Origin of the sequence: Streptomyces sp. SAI-135 (assembly GCF_029893805.1) — a bacterium.
Classification (GTDB): Bacteria; Actinomycetota; Actinomycetes; order Streptomycetales; family Streptomycetaceae; genus Streptomyces.
The window spans coordinates 8,400,267-8,418,239 of record NZ_JARXYP010000002.1 but is presented as its reverse complement, the minus strand read 5'-3'; the positions used below and the strand labels follow the sequence as shown (position 1 = coordinate 8,418,239).

Below are 17,973 nucleotides of genomic sequence, written 5' to 3'. Positions count from 1 at the left end.
AGGACGCATGGACGCCACCACCGGGGCCGCAACCGCCCTGGGCTCTCCCGTCGAGCGCCGCGAGGGCCGGGAGAAGGTCACCGGCACCGCCCGCTACGCGGCCGAACAGCCCCGTCCCGGCCGCGCGCACGCCTGGCCCGTGCCCGCCTCCGTGGCCCGCGGCCGGGTCACCGGCATCGACACCGCGGCCGCCCTGGACGTGCCGGGAGTCCTGGCCGTGCTCACCCACGACAACGCGCCGAGGCTGTCCGAGCCGGACGACCCCACGCTCGCCGTCCTGCGCGACTCCCGGGTCCCGCACCGCGGTTGGTTCGTCGCGCTGGTGGTGAGCGAGACCCCGGAGGCCGCCCGCGCCGGAGCCGCCGCCGTCCACGTCGACTACGCCGTCGAGGACCACGACGTCACCCTCAGTGCCGCGCACCCGGACGCCTACGCGCCCGAGGAGGCCAACGGCGGACACCCGGGGACCCGCGAACACGGCGACCCCGACGGCGCGTTCGCGTCCGCCCAGGTCCGGATCGACGCCGACTACCGGGTGCCGCCACTGCACAACCACCCGATGGAACCGCACGCGACGACGGCCGAGTGGCACGACGGCCGGCTGACGGTGCACACCTCCACCCAGGGCTCCACGGCCGTACGCGCCGTCCTGGCGGGCCTCTTCGGCCTCCCCGAGGACCACGTCACCGTCCGGGCGGCGCACGTGGGCGGTGGATTCGGGTCCAAGGGCACGCCCCGTCCGGACGTCGTGCTCGCCGCGATGGCGGCCCGGCACACCGGACGGCCGGTCACCCTGGCGCTCCCCCGCCGCTTCCTGCCCTGCGTCGTCGGACACCGCGCGCCCACCCTGCACCGCCTGCGCCTCGGGGCGCACCCGGACGGACGGCTCACCTCCCTCATCCACGAGGTCACCACCCACACGTCACGGATCAAGGAGTTCGTCGAGCAGGCCGCGGTGCCCGCACGGGTGATGTACGCCGCCCCCGACTCCCGTACGGCACACCGCGTGGCGCCCCTCGACGTGCCCAGCCCGTCCTGGATGCGGGCCCCGGGCGAGGCGCCCGGCATGTACGCGCTGGAGTCGGCCATGGACGAGCTGGCCGGCGAACTCGGCATGGACCCGGTGGAGTTGCGGATCGTCAACGAGCCGGACACCGAGCCCGACAGCGGCAGGCCCTTCAGCAGCAGGCACCTGGTCGAGTGCCTGCGCGAGGGCGCCCGCCGCTTCCACTGGTCCGAGCGCGACCCACGGCCGCGCTCGCGCCGCGAGGGCCCGCTGCTGGTGGGCTCGGGGGTGGCCGCCGCCACGTACCCGGTGATGGTGCAGCCGTCCACGGCCACGGCCCGGGCGCTGCCCGACGGGACCTTCCTGGTACGGATCAACGCCACCGACATCGGCACGGGCGCGCGGACGGTGCTCGCGCAGATCGCCGCGGACGCGCTCGGTGTGCCCGTGGCCCGGGTGCGGACCGAGGTGGGCAGCAGCGAGCTGCCCGCCGCGTCCCTGGCCGGCGGCTCGTCGGGCACCGCGTCCTGGGGCTGGGCGGTGCACGAGGCGTGCACCCGTCTCGCGGAACGTCCGGCCGGGGGCCCGCTGCCCGCGGAGGGGATCGAGGTCCGTGCCGACACGGCCGGGCACGCGGACGCCGACAGCCCCTACGCCCGGCACGCCTTCGGCGCCCATTTCGCGGAGGTCGCCGTCGACACGGTCACCGGCGAGACCCGGGTCCGCCGGCTGCTCGGGGTGTATGCCGCCGGGCACATCCTCAACTCCCGTACCGCGCGCTCCCAGTTCGTCGGCGGCATGACAATGGGGCTCGGCATGGCGCTGACCGAGGGCAGCACGACGGACCCCGCCTTCGGCGACTTCGCCGAGTCCGACCTGGCCGCGTACCACGTGCCCACGCACGCCGACGTGCCCGACATCGAGGCGCACTGGATCGACGAGCACGACACCCGCCTCAACCCCATGGGCAGCAAGGGCATCGGCGAGATCGGCATCGTGGGCACGGCGGCGGCGATCGGCAACGCCGTCTTCCACGCGACGGGCGTACGCCTGCGCGAGCTGCCCCTCACACCGGACCGCGTGCTGGGCGGACTCCGGCGGAGGGGCGGCTCGTAGGTCCCCGGCGGCTCAGGCTCCCGGGGAGTGCGTCGGCTGCGCTGCCATCGGGGCGTCGGCCGCCTCGCGAATGGCTTGCGCCGTCCGCCGTTCCGCCAGGACGCGTTCCGGGGACGGTGCCGACGCGAGATGCACCACGAGGGCGGTCAGCGCGGCCAGCGAAGCGCACACGGCCGCCGTCCCGACCAGCCAGGCCGGCGCCGGTGGTGATTCCAGGGCCCGGGCGAGCCCGGCCGAGCCGAACCGTCCGGCGATCACCTGGCCTGCGGCCACCGCGGCCGGCACCACGACCGCGAGGGCCAGGACCGGCAGGACGGGCCGCAGGGTCAGCAGGGCGAGCAGGACGCACGCGAGCGACACCCCGAGCGCGATGCCGTACTCCTGCGCGGATGCGCCGTACCGCTGGGCCGGGAAGCACAGGGCACCGCAGACCAGCAGTGCCAGGGCGGCGATCCGGCCCGGCCAGGCCGGTGCCCTTCGGATCCGGCCCGCCCCGGGCGGGTGCGGCGGCGGGGCCGGGAACGCGCCCGGCATCTCGGCTCCGGGCCGCCACTGCTCGTCGTACGGGGCCGGGGCCTCGGCCGGCGGTGGTGGGGGCTCCTGCGTCGCCAGGCGCCCGATGAGCTCGACGAGTTCCTCGACGGGCCTGCCGGTCGCCGCCGCGCGCACCGCCTCCTGCCCGCAGTGGGGCCGCAGTTCCGAGCGGCTCAGGAGGGCCACCAACCGGGTCACGTCCTCGACGGGACGGGACTCGGCGGCGGCCCGGATCGCCTCGTCGGCGCTGTCCGCGTCCCGTGGCGGCCGGGTCAGCAGGGAGACGAGCCGGGTGACGTCCTCCACGGAGCGGTCCACGCCCACGGCGCGCAGGGCGGCGCCGGTGGCCTGGGCGTACTGGGGTGACTGTTCGAGCAGGGTGATGAGGTGGACGACGTCCTCCAGCGGACGGTCGGCCACTGCGGCTCGCACCAGGTCGCCGACGGGATCGCCGTACGACCGGTCCATCGGTATGGCGGGTTCGTTCGGGAGAGGTGCTGTCGGGCCGGTGGTCATGCTCTGCTCCAGACAAAGGGTGGCGGTCGCTCCCAGGCGCCCCCGTCGTGCGACCGCGACATCGAGATGACCCATTCGTATGCGGGTGCACGACGGCGTGCCACTCGGGTGGGCCACGGGTGTGAGTGCGGCCCCCGGCGAGCCATAGGGGGACCGGATGCGGGAATCCGTCAGGGAGCGGGCCGTTCGGTGCCCGGAGGAGGAGGCCGGGCCGTGGATTCGACCACAGCACTGATCGTCGCCGCCGCGGTGCTCGCGGCGCTGGCGCTGGCGGTGGCCGTGGGGCTGCTGGTACGTCTCGTGCGCACCCGGCGCGGTCTGCGGCGGGCAGGACTTCCCACCGGGCCCCGGTGGGTCTTCTGGGGCGCCCTGTTGTATTTCGTCCTGCCGACCGATCTGGTGCCGGATCCGGTGTATCTCGACGACATCGGTGTCCTGCTGCTCGCCCTGCGCACCCTGCGCGGCTCCCCCGCCGACCGAGCGATGCTGCGGCTCGACGGGCGGGAAGGTAAGACGCCCCGCCGACCGTGATTACGCAGCGTAAGGAAACCAATCACTCGTTCGATTCGTATAAGTCTCTGGGAGCCGAAGGAAGTCGGCTGACCTGACGGCGTCGTGGGGTGACGGCCGTCTGCGAGAGGCAGTACCGGCGAGGGAGAGACGATGCAACCGTTCGCGCTCAACTACGCACGTCCGGCAGCGACGTTGGAGGCGACCGCTCCGTACGTCTACGACTCCGGGCTGCAGTTGAACGTGCTCATGGACGGCCGGGTCGCCGCCCGCGACCACGCGCTGATGAGGGAACTGGGGACCACCACGAGCACGGCGGGCTCCAAGACTCACTTCGACGACTGAACACGGCCGGCGATCGATGACCGTGTTGATTCTTACCTGCGAAGAGGACGTCACGGCCGACATGGTGGTCGTGCACCTCAACGCCACGGGGGTACCGGTGGTGCGGCTCGACCCGGCCGACCTGACCGACGGTGTCGCACTGTCCGGGGAGTACGTGCACGGCACCTTCCGCGGCCATCTGTCGGCCGGCGGCCGTCTCGTGGGCATCTCCGGGCTGCGCTCGATCTGGGTCCGCCGCCCCGGCACCCCCGCGGCGCGGGCGGCCGCGCCCTCGGAGTGGCTGACCGAGGAGTCCGCCCAGGCGCTGTACGGCATGCTCCGGGGCAGTGACGCCCGCTGGATGAACCACCCCGACGCGGCCCGCCGGGCCCGTCACAAGCCCTGGCAGCTACGGCTCGCCCAGCGCTGCGGTCTGCCCGTCCCGGCCACGATCGTGACGACGTTCCCGCAGGCCGCACGCGAGTTCGCCGAACGCTATCCGGATTTGGTGGTCAAGCCGGTCTCCGGGGCGCACCCGCAGGATCCGCCGCGTGCGGTGCCGACCAGCCGGGTGGCACCGGACACCGATTTCACGGCCGTCGCCTTTGGCCCGACCCTGCTGCAGCGGCGGGTGGCCAAGCGGGCCGACATACGTCTGACCGTCGTGGGCGAGACGCTGCTGGCCGCCCGCAAGGTGGCCGGTCCCGACGACGAGGTGGACGTCCGGTTCGCGCCGCCCACCTCCTCCTGGGAGCCCGCAGAGGTCCCGCCACGGGTGGCCGCGGCCGTCCTGGACTACCTCCGGGCGGCCGAACTGGCCTACGGGGCGTTCGACTTCGCCGAGGACGGGGACGGGACCTGGTGGTTCCTGGAGTGCAACCAGTCGGGGCAGTTCGGCTTCGTCGAGGTGGAGACGGGCCAGCCGATCGCGCGCAGCATCGCCGAGTGGCTGGCCCGGCCCGGGACCGCCCTGCCCCGTCAACGGCGCGAGCACCGGGGGGTGCTGAGGCCGGATCAGTAGGGCCGCGGGGCGGCGGGCGGCAGAGCGGGCACCCATCCCTGGCCCGGTGCGGCCGGGCGCTCGGGGGCGGGCGGGGGCATGAGGGACTGCAGGGGCCGCATGACGTACTCCAGCTCCCTGCGTACGCGCTCGGCCTCCCTGCGGGTCAGAGCGGGGACGTCGCCGCGCTCGGCGACGAGTCGGTCGTAGATGGGGGAATCCTGGAACACCCGTCAACGCGCCTTTCGTTTTCGCGGGCCCACGCGCATGGGCACGGCTGACGAGTCTAGGCGCCTCCACGCACCGACGTGCGAATTCCGGTGCCGGGCTTGACGGCGCACGGCCGGTCATGCGCCGGTGGTGGACCCCGGGCGGACGATCATCAGGACGGTCACGGTCGCCCACAGAAGGTTGAAAATGCCCGTGAACATGGCCAGTTGGGCGGTCGCGCGGCGTTCGACGCTCCCCTGTCCGGTCAACTCCTCGAGCAGTTCGCCCTGCCGGGGAAGGACGAAGGCGGCGAGAACTCCGGCCGCCGCGGCGGTCAGCGCCATGGAGGCGGTCAGCCACGCGTCGCCCAGGACGCCCATCGCGGCTCCGGTGGCGACGCCGAGGACGGGGACCGCGACGCCGACGCCCGCGTAGACGCGGCAGATGCGGTGCAGCAGCCGTACCGTGCCGATCCCGGCCTCCTGCGTGTGCGCCCGGCGGGCGGCGGGCGGGAACATGCTGGCCGCGACGGTCACCGGCCCCACGGCGACGATGGCGGCGAGGACGTGCAGGGTCAGCAGGAACTTGGTCATGGGGTGGCGTGTCCTTCTCCGGTGCGGTCGGCGGTGCCCGTCCACGCTAGGAAGCCGCCGAGTGATCACACAGAGGCTGAAACGACAGCTTCCAACGGATTCCCGCCAACGCCCCTGACAGGGTGTTCCACCTGGGCCCGTGGTCCTGGCACTGGCGGGAATCCGTCTATCGTGGCGGCCATGCATTCCGTGGCGATCCTGGTCCTCGACGACGTGGTGCCGTTCGACATGGCGGCACCCATGCAGGTCTTCGACTGGACGCGGCTGCCCGACGGCCGCCCCGCCTACCGGGTCCGGCTGTGCGCCGAGTCGCCGCTGGTCCGCGCGGACGGCGGTTTCGCCCTGCGGGTGGAGCACGGACTCGAGGCCCTCGCGGAGGCGGACACGATCATCGTGCCGGGCTGCTCCCCCACGGCCGCACCGCCGTCCCCGCGCGTCCTCAAGGCGCTGCGGGAGGCCGCGGCGGCCGGCACCCGGATCGCGTCCGTGTGCGCGGGCGCGTTCGTGCTGGCGGCGGCCGGGCTCCTGGACGGACTGCGCGCCACCACGCACTGGGCGGCCGCGGACGAGCTGGCACGACGCTTCCCCGCCGTCGAGGTCCAGCCGGACGTGCTGTACGTCGACAACGGCCGCATCCTGACCTCCGCGGGCGCCGCCGCGGCCCTCGACCTGTGTCTGCACATGATCCGCCGGGACCTGGGATCGGCGGTCGCGGCCCATGCCGCCAGGATGTCGGTGATGCCCCTCGAAAGGGAGGGCGGACAGGCCCAGTTCATCGTGTACGACCACCCGCCCGTGCCCCGGGGCTCGACACTGGAACCGCTGCTGGAATGGGTCGAGGACAACCTGGCGCACGAGATCACCCTCGGGGCGATGGCGGCCCGGTCGGGGATGAGCGAGCGCACCTTCAGCCGCCGGTTCCGCGAACAGACCGGCAGCACACCGCTGCAGTGGCTGCTGCGGGCCCGGGTACGCCGTGCCCAGTACCTGCTGGAGAACACCGCCCATCCCGTGGAACGGATCGCGCGGCAGGCGGGGTTCGGCTCCCCCACGGCGTTCCGGGAGCGCTTCCGCCGGGTCGTCGGGACCACCCCGCAGGCCTACCGCGCGGCCTTCCACACAAAGGACGCCGTCCCGGCTAAGGCGCGCACCTGAGCGCCCGCCGGGTCCGGCGTGGTGTCATCCCGCCAGTGGCAGGCTGCTCTCTCCGTCCGGGTCCGCGCACCCGGCGGCCGGAAGCAGGGCGTCGGCCCTGGCGACCGCCTCACGGACATCGGTGGTGCCCATCATCACGCACAGGGTGTAACTGACGTCCTCCAGCTCGCGAGCCGTCGCCGGGCTCTCCCTCTCCGCCTGCGCGATCCTCAGCGACGCGTAGCGGGTCAACAGGGTTCTGACGGCCTTCGGGTCCGGAATGAGCACGAAGCGCCCCTCTCTCGAATTTTTCGCTGCGTATGCCCCCTCTGCACCGGCCCAATCCCATCCGCCGCTCCCCGGCACGCGATTGGCGCAATACCGTGCGGGCGGACCCGCTTCCCGAAGGCCGCAAACCGTTGAACAAGGGGCATCCCTCGCACCATGAACGGTATACGCCCATGAACCGCTCCGCAGGTCTCCTCAGCGCCCTCTATCTCGCGACGAGCACCGGACTCGCCTGGACCGCGGTCCACGCCCTGCGACACGACCCCCCGTGGGCCGCGTGTCTGTTCGCCGCCGCGAGCCTGGTCCCGGTCATCGCGGTCGTGCGCGAGAGCGTGCTGTGCGAACAACGGCGCGCCCTGGCCGAAACGCGCGGGCGGCCCGACGGGGCCGGGGCGGGGGCCGCCGACGACATCATCGTCCGCGCCGAGCTCGACACCGCGTGCTGTGAACGCTGGTGGACGAGCTGCGGCACCGACCACGACTCGACGTGCCCCCGCCGGGTGCCGCGGAGCAGCAGCGCGGCCTGAGGCCGGGCCCGGCTGCCGGGGCGGGTCTCAGGCGAGCTGTCCGGCGTGCAGCGCGGTGTAGGCCCCGCCGCGGCGCAGGAGTTCCTCGTGGGTGCCGGTCTCCAGGATCCGGCCCTCCCCCATGACCACGATCCGGTCGGCACCCCGCACGGTCGACAGCCGGTGCGCGACCACGAAGGTCGTCCGTCCGTGCAGCAGCCGGGCGAGCGCCTGCTGGACGAGCGCCTCGGAGCGGGTGTCCAGGGCCGAGGTCGCCTCGTCCAGGACCAGCACCCGCGGGTCGCGGATGAGCGCGCGGGCGATGGCCAGGCGCTGGCGCTGCCCGCCCGACAGCCGGGCCCCGCGCTCGCCGACCAGGGTGTCAAGGCCCTGGGGCAGGCGGTCGACGAACTCCAGTGCGTTCGCGTCGCGCAGTGCCGCGCGCACCGTCCGCTCGTCGGCGTCGTCCATGCCGTAGGCGACGTTGTCGCGGATCGTGCCGTCGAACAGGATGGACTCCTGCGGCACGACGGACAGGAAGCGCCGGTAGGTGCGCAGGTCGAGGGTGTTCATGTCGGTCCCGTCGAGCAGCAGCCGTCCCGAGGTGGGCCGGATGAAACCGATGACGAGGTTGAGGACGGTGGACTTGCCGGCGCCGGACGCGCCGACGAGGGCGACGGTCTCGCCGGGAGCGACGCAGAGGGTGAAGTCCCCGACGGCGGGCCGCCCGTTGTCGTACGCGTGGCTCACGCCCTGGAACTCGACGGCGCCGCGCACCGAGTCGACCTCTGTCTTGCCCTCGTTGTCCTCCAGTTCGGGCGCCTGGAGCAGCTCGCCGACGGAACGGACGGATTCCAGGCCCTTGGTGATCACCGGGGCGAGCCCTGCCAGCGTGGTCGTGGAGTTGGTGAGGGTGGTCAGGAACGCGCTGAGCATCACGACGTCGCCGGGGGTGACGCCCCAGACGCCGTAGTACGACACCAGCGCGGCACCGGCGAGGACCAGCACGCCGACCACGTTGAGCACGACCCAGGCCAGGGAGCCGAAGCGGCCGTTGACGAGGTCGAGGCGCATCCCGGAGGTCAGCAGTCGGCTCAGGGTGCCGTCCATGCGACGCAGGGCCTTGCCCTCCAGGCCGTGGGCGCGGGTGACCGGGATGAGCCGGGTCATCTCCGTGACCCGGGACGACAGGGTCTCGACCTCGTGCCGGAAGTGCTCGTTGTGGGTGCGCAGCCGGGCCCTGAGGCGGGCCACGACCAAGGCCGCGGCGGGCACGACGACGAGGAAGACGGGCACGAACTCCGGTGTCCGTACGGCGATGATGACCAGCCCGCCGATCAGCACGGTGGTGGCGCCGAGGCCGGTCTCCGCGGTCTGCTGCACCATCTGTTCGACCGTCTCGACGTCCCGCACGACCTTGGCCTGGAGCACCCCGGCGCTGACCCGGGAGTGGTAGCCGATGGACAGCTGCTGCATGCGGGTGCACAGGGCGGAGCGCAGGGCGGTGCCCATGCGGCGGACGCTGCCGTACAGGAGGCGGACGTAGAGGAGGTGCAGGGGGTAGTTGACCAGCAGGATGAAGAGGATGACGCCGGTGCTCGTCCAGAGCCGGGTGATCGGCTGGTGCTGGACGACGGTGTCGATGATGGACGCGGTGATCAGGGGCAGCAGCCAGATGGGGCTGTGCTTGACGGTGAACACCGCGACGGCGCCGGCCAGTCGGCGGCGGTCGGCGTGGAGCAGATAGGCGAGTGTGCGGACGGGGTGCTCGCCCCGGTAGCGATGGTCGAGCGGTCTTTCCAGCGACGATGCCATCGTCGGTGGTCCTTCCGGTTGCCGTGTGGAGGGCAAGCGCTTTCTGCCCCTCGTCGGCAAGGACTACACCAGGTGGCGACGAGCACTCCTACTCGTCCAGAGTGCGGGCGAGTTCCGTGGTGGCGTGGGCGATCTCGCTGTCGTCGTCGGCCATCAGCCGACTGAGGGCGCCGCTCTTGGCGCGGACGGCCTGACGTGCCCGGCGCTCCCACACCACCGGGTTCTCCCGGTGGTTGAGCAGCTTGGGGTAGACGGCGGCCGTGGTCTCCCACTGGCGGGCCCCGGCGATGCTCCTGAGCAGCTGGATGATCTCCGCCCGGCACGACACCTGGGGCAGTTGGGCCAGCTCCCACAGGAAGGGGACGGTGGCGGCGGTGGCCTGCTCCACGACGAATCCGAACTGGCAGATGCGCCTGCGCAGGTCGCCGAGCGCGGCACTGGCGGTCTCGGGGTCCCCCCAGGCCACGCTGTTGAGGAGCAGGGGGATGGCCGCGGCGCAGCCGGTGGAGTCCTGGATCTCGCCCCAGGGGACCCGGCTCAGCGCCGCGAGGGGCGTGGTCCGCGCCACCCCGGTCGTGGGCACGGGGCAGCTGGTGCGCTCGTTGCTCGGCTGGTCCGGAGCGGTGCGCATGGCGTGAAACCTTTCCGCGGCGGTCATGTCAGGAAGGAGGGGCGGTCGACAGCTTGGCCCAGACGGTCTTGCCGGCCGGGGGCCGTGAGGTCCAGCCCCACTCCTGGGCCAGGGCGTCGACGATGTACAGGCCCCGGCCGTGCTCCCGCAGGGCGGTGACGTCACCGGGGGTGTACGCGGGCGGCTCGTCACCGGGGTCGGAGACGGTCACCAGCAGATGGGTGGGGTCGAAGGACAACCCCAGCCACACCTCGGCGGCACCTCCCGTGGCGGGCCGGAGCACCGCGTGGGCCACGGCGTTGGCCGCGAGTTCGGTGATCACGAGGGTGGCGTCGTCACTGCGGTGGTCCAGGGACCAGCAGCTCAGCGTCTCCCGGGTGAAGGCGCGGGCCCGGGCGAACCCTTCCGCGCTGCACCTGACGAGGAGCGTGGCGGAGACGAAGGGGCTGCGCCCCGACGGTCGCCGCTGCGGGTCGGAGGGGCCCGGACGCCGCACGGTCTCACCGGCCGGGCCCGCATCACCCACCTCCGGCACAGCCTGGCTCGGCGGCCGGAGCACGTGGTTCGCAGGTGACGACACGGCATCTCCTTGATGCGACGTCAAGACGGGGCGCAACCGCAGGGGTTGACGCCGGAGCTATTATCCACGCTGAAGGCGCCCGCGTGCAATTGCACGAGAAATTGCGCGAACGACGGGTGGGGTCACGGAGGTTGCGGATGCGCGCTCCCGCCCCCGCCCCGCACGGCCGGGCACGGCGCCCGGCAAGATCGTGAACAGCAAGGAGACTGCAGTGCCAGTGCAGAACGGAGTCCGGGCGAGCTCGCTCGACGCCCGCTGGGTCAAGAGCCGTCGCAGCAACGCCGAGGGCAACTGCGTCGAAGTGGCCACCCTGGTCGACGGCGCGGTCGCGCTGCGCAACTCCCGTGATCCCGACGGCCCCGCGCTGGTCTACACACCGGCCGAGGTCGCGGCGTTCCTGGCGGGCGCCAAGGACGGGGAGTTCGACCACCTGCTGTGAGGGGCCGGATGCGCGCCGGTCTCCAACTCCCGTACCCACACCGGTGTCTACGGAATGATGCGGTACGGCCACGCTGCGTGCGATAGTGTGAGTCGTCTCTGTGCCGGTTTACTGGGAGTCAGGATGTCTGCCGCGTCCCACCGCATCTCCCGCCTGGAACCGTACCTGGACCGCACCGAGCCGGCTCCCACCCTGCTGAAGATGCTGGTCGGCGTCCAGCTGGCGGGCTTCCGCGAGGATGCCGGGCTCGCCCAGGACCAGGCGGCCCGGGCGCTCGGGTTCAGCCCGGCGAAGCTGTCCCGCATCGAGTCGGGCAAGGGCCGCAGGCCCCCGTCGGAGAGCGACGTACGCGCGCTCCTGGAGCTGTACGGCACCGAGGACTACGAGTCCTCGGTGCTCCTCAAGCTGCTCCAGCGCGCCGGTGACCCGGGCTGGTGGCAGCGCTACGACAAGCGGCTGATGCCCGAGTGGTTCGACCGGCTGGTCGGGCTCCAGGAGGCGGCCGCGGCGATCCGTACCTTCGAGATCCAGTACGTACCCGGCCTGCTCCAGACCGCGGACTACACCCGGGCGGTCGTGGAGCGCGGTCTGCCGGCCGCGGCGGCGAGCGAGGTGGCCCGCCGTGTCGAACTGCGCATGCGGCGTGCGCAGTTGCTGCTGCGCGAGGACGCCCCGCAGCTGTGGGCGGTGATCGACGAGTCGGTGCTGCTGCGGGTGCTGGGCAGCCGGGAGGTCATGCGGGAGCAGCTCGCCCACCTCGTCACGATGGCCCAGCGCCCCAATGTGACCCTGCAGATCATCCCGCTCGACGTGACCAACGCCTCCGCCCCGGCCATCCCGATCACCTACCTGCGCTTCGGCGGTCTCGACCTGCCGGACGTCGTCTACCTGGAGCACATCAAGAGCGCGAACTTCCTGGAGGACCGGGACGAGACCGAGGAGTACCGGCTCGCCCTGGACCGTCTGGCGGACGACGCGCTCGAACCCCGCGACTCGCTGCGGCTGCTTCAGCAGACGATGGAGCAGCGGTACGGCGGCTGACGGCCCCGTCGGCCGCCCGGAGCACCGCCGGCGTCCGTCCGCGAGCCAGGAACCGACCGGCGTGGGCGCTCGGAACGCGCTCCCGCCGACAGGTGTGCGCCCCTGGCGCGGACCGGCCCAGGTCGCGCCGGGGGCGTGCGTCTCGGGTCAGGGGAGGCGGCCGACGCCGCCGAACTCGATCCACTCGTGGGTGAGCTGGCGGGGGGCAACCTCGGAGTCGGGGCGCCAGGTGGAGACCTCGACGAGGCCCGGGTCGAGGATCTCCAGGCCCTCGAACCACTCGGCGACATCCTTCTCCTGGCGGACCCGGCCCCAGTGGCCCTGGGTCGCCTTGTCCATGAAGTCGGTGACGAACGCGCGGACCTCGGGCTCCTCGCTGACCAGCTGGCACATCACCATGAAGCTGCCGGGTGCGAGCCGCTCGCGCACCCGGCGGGCCAGGGCGGCCGGCCCGTTCGTCTCACTGTCCGGGATGCAGTGCATGACCGAGTTGAACAGCACGGCGACGGGCTGCGAGAAGTCGATGAGCCGCCGGGTGTCCTCGTGGCCGAAGATCTCGTCGGTCTCCCGCATGTCCGCGTGGATGACGGCGGTCCGCTCGTCCTGCTCCAGCAGCGCCCGGCCGTGGACGAGGACCATCGGGTCGTTGTCGACGTAGACCACGTGGGTGGTGGGGTCGATGCGCTGGGCGACCTGGTGGACGTTGTCCTGGGTGGGCAGGCCGGAGCCGTGGTCGAGGTACTGCCGGATGCCGTACTCCGCCGAGAGCGTGCGCACCACCCGCTGGAGGAAGCGACGGTTGTTCACGGCGAGTCTGCGGGTGCTCGGGACGACCTTGTCGAGCTCCTCGCAGGCGGCCCGGTCGGCCGCGTAGTTGTCCTTGCCGCCGAGGTAGTGGTCGTACATGCGCGCGGCCGTGGGGACCGAGGCGTCGATCGACGTGGACAGCTTCTTACCGGTGCTCATTCTTCCCCCAGCTTGTGCCGCCAACTGGCCCGGCAGGACAGGGAGTCCATCCTAGGGACACCAGGTCCGCCGGTGCCAGTCCGCGCGGGTGCACGAGGGGTCAGGCGGCGTCCAGCTCCGCGAGTTCGTCCGCGGTGAGCACGAGATCGGCCGCGGCCAGCGAGTCCCGGATCGTCTCGGGCCGGCTGGAGCCCGGGATCGGCACCACCACCGGCGACTTGGCGAGCATCCAGGCCAGGCAGACCTGCTGGGGGCTCACCCCGTGCTTCTCGGCGATCCGCGCGAACGGGGCGTGCGCCGAGCCCAGTTCACCCGCCCGGGAGATACCGCCGAGAGGGCTCCAGGGCAGGAAGGCGATACCGAGTTCGTCGCACAGGCGCAGCTCCGGTTCGCTGGAGCGGAAGGCCGGGGAGAACTGGTTCTGCACGGAGACCAGTCGACCGCCGAGGATCTCGTCGGCCAGCCGGATCTGGTCGGGGTTCGCGTTGGAGATGCCCGCCTGGAGGATCTTGCCCTCGTCCAGGAGGTCGCGGACGGCGCCGACGGACTCCTCGTAGGGGACGCGGGGGTCGGGCCGGTGGAACTGGTAGAGCCCGATCGCCTCCACCCCCAGCCGGCTCAGCGAGGCCTCGCAGGCCTCCTTCAGGTGCCGGGGACTGCCGTCGAGCGTCCAGCTGCCGTCGCCGGGACGCAGATGCCCGCCCTTCGTGGCGACGAGGACGTCCTTGCCCCGGTCGTGGGAGGCGAGGGCCTTGGCGATCAGGGTCTCGTTGTGACCGACCTCGTGGGCGTCGCGGTGGTAGGCGTCGGCGGTGTCGATCAGGGTCACGCCCGCGTCGAGCGCGGCGTGGACGGTGGCGACGGAGCGTTCCTCGTCCGGCCGCCCCTCGATGGACATGGGCATGGCGCCCAGACCGATCGCGCTCACTTCGACATCACCGATACGGCGGGTGTGCATGACCTCGGACCTCTTTCGCCTGCCACGCGGATCTGGGCTCTCCTCAGCCTGGCGCCGCACCCTCCGGAGGTCCAATAGAAGAATGAGAACGCATTCAGCGACGGAACTGCTGAATCGAGGACCCCGCCGACCGTCCCGGCCGGGGGACGAGACGGGGTTGCGTGTGCGCTCCGTCCGTGTGACACCCTCGCCTCGACCGGCACGGTGATCCAACCCGGTCACCATGACATTCGGTAGTGAGGACAGAGAGGCGACGGCATGCGCATCGGACTGCTCGGCACCGGTCCCTGGGCCAGGATGGCTCACGCCCCCGCGCTCGGCGCGCATCCGGAGCTGGATTTCGTCGGGGTGTGGGGCCGTCGCGCGGAGGCCGCGACGGAGCTGGCCGAGGAACACGGCACGCGTGCCTACGACGATGTCGACGCGCTCCTCGCCGACGTGGACGCCGTCGCCGTGGCCCTGCCGCCCGCCGTGCAGGCCGCTCTCGCGGCGCGGGCCGCGCGGGCGGGGTGTCATCTGCTGCTGGACAAGCCCCTTGCCACGACGGTCGAGCAGGGGCGGGCGGTGGTCGAGGCGGCGCGGGAGACCGGGGTCGCCTCGGTGGTGTTCTTCACCTCGCGCTTCCTCGCCGAGACCGAGGCGTGGATCGTGGAACAGGCGGGCGTGCAGGGCTGGTTCACGGGGCGGGCCGAGTGGCTCGGGTCGGTGTTCACCAGCGAGAGCCCGTTCGCCGACTCGCCCTGGCGGCAGGAGAAGGGCGCCCTGTGGGACGTGGGTCCGCATGCCCTGTCGGTGCTGCTGCCGGTGCTGGGCGAGGTCCGCGAGGTGGCGGCTGCCGCGCACGGTCCCGGGGACACGGTTCATCTGGTCCTGCGGCACACGGGCGGTGCGTCGAGCACCCTGACGCTCAGTCTGACGGCACCGCCCGCGGCGGCGGGCGCGGGTGTGGAGCTGCGGGGCGCCGGCGGAGTGGTCCGGCTCCCGGAGTCGTCCGAGGGTGTCGTACCGGCGGTGCTCCGGGCGGCCGACGCCCTGCTGGCCGCCGCCCGCACCGGCCGCCCCCATGCCTGCGACGCCGCGTTCGGCCTGCGGGTCACCGAGATCCTCGTCGAGGCGGAGACCCTGCTGGGCGCCGGAACCGCGACGCCCACGACGTAGCGCCCCGACTGCTCCTCGCGCAGGACGGCGTGCCGTACGGCACTTCGATGGGGAGCGGGAACGCCGACGCGGGACCGCGCGGGGAGCGCGCCTGCGAATCCAGGTCCCGCGACGAAGCGGCCCGGCGGCCTCGATCAGGATGTCCCCGCCCGCACCGGGCACCGACCACCGGACGCAGGCTCAGGCGGTGTGCGTCCGGCAGTAGTTCAGGCGTTCCCGTACGACGGGGTAGCCCGCCTTGGCGAAGTTGGCGGCCATGGGGAAGTTGCCCCGGTCCGTCGCGCCGGAGACGAACTCGGCGCCCTGCTCGACGAGGTAGTGGGTGCACTCCACGAGCAGGTCGTAGGCGTACCCCCGGCCGCGGTGTTCCGGCACGACCCCGATGAACCCCACGCAGGGCCCCGAGGGGTTGTGGGCGGGAATGTGGATCCCGGCGACGTCTCCCTGCGGGGTGTACGCGAGCTGCCACCACGCGCGGGGCGAGGGGCACCAGTGGAAGAAGTCGAGCTCCTCCTGGGCGGCCCGGTCGAGTCCGCCTTCCTCGACGGCCTTGAGGGCGTGCGCGTCGAGGGTGGCGGAGTGGATGCGGCGCAGCAGGTCGAAGAAGACCGCGTCGTCCGGCTCGGGACGGAACTCCAGCCGTCCGGGCCGCTCGGGCAGCCCCTGCTCGGGCGTCCACCGGTACAGGAACCGCTCGACCAGGAGTTCGTAGCCGGCCTTGTGGACGGCGGCGAAGCGGGCCTCGGCGGCGGCCCGCTGCGCGGGGTCCTCGCGCCAGCCCGCGGGCAGGTTCATCTCCAGGTCGACCTGCCAGGGCGCGCTGCGCAGGAGTTCGACACCGGCCTCCTCCTCCCCCTCCGCCACGTCGAACCAGTTGATGTTGAGGGGAGCGGTGTCGTCGGGGCCGCCCCACCAGGCGCCGCGCGCCACGACCTCGCCGTCGCGCAGGGCGACCCGCTTCCAGTCGGGACGGTGGTGCGTGAGCCGGTGCGAGTCGCGGGCACCGAGGGGGTCGGGCAGGGCGTCGAACAGGTGGGCGTCGCTCTCGTCGAGCGCGCGGACGACCAGATCGGTCATGGGTGGATTCCTCCGGGATGCGTACTGCGGGGAGCGCTCCCGGTCAGACGAAGCACGCCGGGGCCACGGAGAGGGAGCGCTGAAGGGTGGTGGACTGCACGGCACTCGCCTCCTTCCGTCGGTCTCGAGGCGTGGCGGCTCACGTTACGGGATCTCCGGGAGCATCGTCCACCGGCTTACGGGGACACAGGACCGGTACAACTGCCTCCGCTTAAACGGTCCTTAAGGCCGGGTTAAGCGCCGTCCGTCCGGTGGGCCGCGCCGCCCGCCGTCCGTACCATCGGGCCTCGTCCACAGCGTGAGAGCGCTCTCATTCCTCCGAGGAGACCCCCCACATGACACCTCGTCACCAGCGTCCGCTCGGTCGCCGCAAGGTCCTCTTCGCCCTCGGCGGCGCGATGGCCGCCGCGCCCGCCGTCGCCGCCCTGGCCCCCCACGCCCTCGCGGACAGCGACCGCGCCAAGGCGGCCGGCTCGCTGCCGCTGACCGTCGTCAACGACACCGGCGCCTTCGACAACGCCAACGTCCACGTCTACATCGTGGGCAACCAGGACGGCAGGCAGGTCCGCGTCACTCCGGACGGCACACTCGCTCCGGTCGCCCTCTCCGACAACGGCGCCGACGGCTACACCGACTACGCGATCCCGCTGGCCGGAAGCGGCGGGACCACTCTGTCGCTCCCCTATCTGTCCGGCCGGATCTACGTGTCCCTGGGCGCGAAGCTGAAGTTCAAGGTGGTCACCGACGGCAACGGCAATCCCGCCCTCCAGTACCCGGCCGGCTGGGTGGCCTCGGACCCCAACTACCCGGTGCTGCACGACTGTGCCGAGTTCACCTACAACGCGGCGGGCATGTTCTGCAACACGACGATGGTGGACATGTTCAGTGTGCCGCTGAGCATCCGGCTCACCGGCGCACAGGACCAGACGACGGGCACCCTGCGCGCCTCCGGGCGGGCCGGTGCCTTCGCCGCCGTGCGCGAGGTCGAGGAGTTCGCACCCCTCGTCGTGGACGACACACGTGTCATCGCGCCGGGTCACGGTCTGGACGCCGGCCTGTTCCCGGCGGACTATTTCGCGCCTCAGATCGACGAGGTGTGGAGCATGTACACCGGCAGGGACCTGACCGTCACCACGAACGCGGGCGCCTTCACCGGCCGGGTGCGCGGAGAGCAGTTGGTGTTCACCGGGCCCGGGCAGGTCTCCTTCGCCCGCCCGTCGACCCGGGACGTGCTCTTCTGCGACGGCACGCTCGCCGCTCCCAACGACGGCACGACCGGCCCGGTCGCCGCGGTGCTCGGTGCCGGGTTCAACCGATCGACGCTGGTGAGCTCCGCCGCCCAGCCTGCCACCGACCCCGCCGCCTTCTACCGGACCGCGCTCACCAACCACTACGCCAAGGCCATGCACGCGGCCACGGCGGACGGCAAGGCGTACGGCTTCGCCTTCGACGACGTGGCCGACTTCGCCTCCTACGTCCAGGACACGGCTCCGACGGGGATCCGGCTGACGCTCACCCCGTTCTAGGACCGGTTCGGCGTGCGGGTCCGGGCGGGTCGTAGCAGCGTGGTG

The 17,973-nt window shown here is 72.5% G+C and carries 20 protein-coding genes; 10 read left to right on the top strand and 10 right to left on the bottom strand.

Annotated features, from left to right (window positions below; all coding sequences use genetic code 11):
• Positions 1-7 precede the first annotated feature (7 nt).
• Positions 8-2,122, top strand: coding sequence for a xanthine dehydrogenase family protein molybdopterin-binding subunit (locus M2163_RS42555; RefSeq protein ID WP_280896708.1), 2,115 nt, complete (start codon positions 8-10; stop codon positions 2,120-2,122).
• A gap of 12 nt (positions 2,123-2,134) precedes the next feature.
• Here the strand turns inward: M2163_RS42555 and M2163_RS42550 are convergent, their stop codons facing one another.
• Complete coding sequence (locus M2163_RS42550; RefSeq protein ID WP_280896707.1) at positions 2,135-3,172, bottom strand: hypothetical protein; 1,038 nt, start codon at positions 3,170-3,172, stop codon at positions 2,135-2,137.
• Between the two features lie 213 nt (positions 3,173-3,385).
• Here M2163_RS42550 and M2163_RS42545 point away from each other — a divergent pair, with 213 nt between their 5' ends.
• The 3 genes from M2163_RS42545 (at position 3,386) to tgmB (ending at position 5,027) form a co-directional block, all read left to right on the top strand.
• Positions 3,386-3,703 carry a YkvA family protein gene (locus M2163_RS42545; protein ID WP_280847516.1) on the top strand — a complete coding sequence of 106 codons (318 nt, stop codon included), beginning with the start codon at positions 3,386-3,388 and terminating at the stop codon, positions 3,701-3,703.
• A gap of 132 nt (positions 3,704-3,835) precedes the next feature.
• Positions 3,836-4,027 (top strand): putative ATP-grasp-modified RiPP, encoded by a 192-nt coding sequence (tgmA, locus tag M2163_RS42540; protein WP_280847517.1) that lies wholly within the window; start codon positions 3,836-3,838, stop codon positions 4,025-4,027.
• A 16-nt stretch (positions 4,028-4,043) separates the two neighbouring features.
• Positions 4,044-5,027: an ATP-grasp ribosomal peptide maturase gene (gene tgmB / locus M2163_RS42535; RefSeq protein WP_280847518.1), complete on the top strand. Its 984-nt coding sequence runs from the start codon at positions 4,044-4,046 to the stop codon at positions 5,025-5,027.
• Here the strand turns inward: tgmB and M2163_RS42530 are convergent.
• Entirely contained in the window at positions 5,021-5,236 is a 216-nt protein-coding gene (locus M2163_RS42530; RefSeq protein WP_280847519.1) for a hypothetical protein, read from the bottom strand. The genes tgmB and M2163_RS42530 overlap by 7 nt on opposite strands.
• Positions 5,237-5,353: 117 nt before the next feature.
• Positions 5,354-5,809 (bottom strand): hypothetical protein, encoded by a 456-nt coding sequence (locus tag M2163_RS42525; RefSeq protein ID WP_280847520.1) that lies wholly within the window; start codon positions 5,807-5,809, stop codon positions 5,354-5,356.
• Between the two features lie 180 nt (positions 5,810-5,989).
• Here M2163_RS42525 and M2163_RS42520 point away from each other — a divergent pair, with 180 nt between their 5' ends.
• Positions 5,990-6,964, top strand: coding sequence for a helix-turn-helix domain-containing protein (locus tag M2163_RS42520; protein ID WP_280896706.1), 975 nt, complete (start codon positions 5,990-5,992; stop codon positions 6,962-6,964).
• A gap of 24 nt (positions 6,965-6,988) precedes the next feature.
• Here M2163_RS42520 and M2163_RS42515 read toward each other — a convergent pair whose 3' ends face one another.
• Positions 6,989-7,231 carry a DUF5133 domain-containing protein gene (locus tag M2163_RS42515; protein ID WP_037713970.1) on the bottom strand — a complete coding sequence of 81 codons (243 nt, stop codon included), beginning with the start codon at positions 7,229-7,231 and terminating at the stop codon, positions 6,989-6,991.
• Between the two features lie 173 nt (positions 7,232-7,404).
• Between M2163_RS42515 and M2163_RS42510 the strand changes: the two genes are divergently transcribed.
• Positions 7,405-7,758, top strand: a complete 354-nt coding sequence (locus tag M2163_RS42510; protein WP_280847522.1) for a hypothetical protein — start codon at positions 7,405-7,407, stop codon at positions 7,756-7,758.
• 27 nt (positions 7,759-7,785) lie between these two features.
• Here the strand turns inward: M2163_RS42510 and M2163_RS42505 are convergent, their stop codons facing one another.
• The 3 genes from M2163_RS42505 to M2163_RS42495 all read right to left on the bottom strand — a co-directional run bounded on the left by M2163_RS42505 (position 7,786) and on the right by M2163_RS42495 (position 10,763).
• Positions 7,786-9,552: an ABC transporter ATP-binding protein gene (locus tag M2163_RS42505; protein WP_280847523.1), complete on the bottom strand. Its 1,767-nt coding sequence runs from the start codon at positions 9,550-9,552 to the stop codon at positions 7,786-7,788.
• Between the two features lie 88 nt (positions 9,553-9,640).
• Positions 9,641-10,183 carry a hypothetical protein gene (locus tag M2163_RS42500; protein WP_280847524.1) on the bottom strand — a complete coding sequence of 181 codons (543 nt, stop codon included), beginning with the start codon at positions 10,181-10,183 and terminating at the stop codon, positions 9,641-9,643.
• Positions 10,184-10,211: 28 nt separating this feature from the next.
• The gene (locus M2163_RS42495; RefSeq protein ID WP_280896705.1) at positions 10,212-10,763 is read right to left on the bottom strand and encodes an ATP-binding protein; all 552 of its coding nucleotides are present in this window, start codon (positions 10,761-10,763) and stop codon (positions 10,212-10,214) included.
• Between the two features lie 211 nt (positions 10,764-10,974).
• On the opposite strand from M2163_RS42495, the gene M2163_RS42490 reads away from it, so the two are divergent.
• Together M2163_RS42490 and M2163_RS42485 are read left to right on the top strand one after the other, a co-directional pair.
• The gene (locus M2163_RS42490) at positions 10,975-11,202 is read left to right on the top strand and encodes a DUF397 domain-containing protein (RefSeq protein WP_280847526.1); all 228 of its coding nucleotides are present in this window, start codon (positions 10,975-10,977) and stop codon (positions 11,200-11,202) included.
• A 123-nt stretch (positions 11,203-11,325) separates the two neighbouring features.
• Positions 11,326-12,243 (top strand): helix-turn-helix transcriptional regulator, encoded by a 918-nt coding sequence (locus tag M2163_RS42485; RefSeq protein WP_280847527.1) that lies wholly within the window; start codon positions 11,326-11,328, stop codon positions 12,241-12,243.
• Between the two features lie 147 nt (positions 12,244-12,390).
• On the opposite strand, the gene M2163_RS42480 is transcribed toward M2163_RS42485, so the two are convergent.
• Positions 12,391-13,209: an SAM-dependent methyltransferase gene (locus M2163_RS42480; RefSeq protein WP_280847528.1), complete on the bottom strand. Its 819-nt coding sequence runs from the start codon at positions 13,207-13,209 to the stop codon at positions 12,391-12,393.
• A 100-nt stretch (positions 13,210-13,309) separates the two neighbouring features.
• Positions 13,310-14,167, bottom strand: a complete 858-nt coding sequence (locus tag M2163_RS42475; RefSeq protein ID WP_280847529.1) for an aldo/keto reductase — start codon at positions 14,165-14,167, stop codon at positions 13,310-13,312.
• Between the two features lie 258 nt (positions 14,168-14,425).
• On the opposite strand from M2163_RS42475, the gene M2163_RS42470 reads away from it, so the two are divergent.
• On the top strand, positions 14,426-15,325 hold the full coding sequence (locus M2163_RS42470) for a Gfo/Idh/MocA family oxidoreductase (protein ID WP_280896704.1): 900 nt from the start codon (positions 14,426-14,428) through the stop codon (positions 15,323-15,325).
• A 180-nt stretch (positions 15,326-15,505) separates the two neighbouring features.
• Here the strand turns inward: M2163_RS42470 and M2163_RS42465 are convergent, their stop codons facing one another.
• On the bottom strand, positions 15,506-16,402 hold the full coding sequence (locus M2163_RS42465) for a GNAT family N-acetyltransferase (protein WP_280896703.1): 897 nt from the start codon (positions 16,400-16,402) through the stop codon (positions 15,506-15,508).
• A gap of 335 nt (positions 16,403-16,737) precedes the next feature.
• On the opposite strand from M2163_RS42465, the gene M2163_RS42460 reads away from it, so the two are divergent.
• Positions 16,738-17,928: a glycoside hydrolase family 64 protein gene (locus tag M2163_RS42460; RefSeq protein WP_280847532.1), complete on the top strand. Its 1,191-nt coding sequence runs from the start codon at positions 16,738-16,740 to the stop codon at positions 17,926-17,928.
• Positions 17,929-17,973 lie beyond the last annotated feature (45 nt).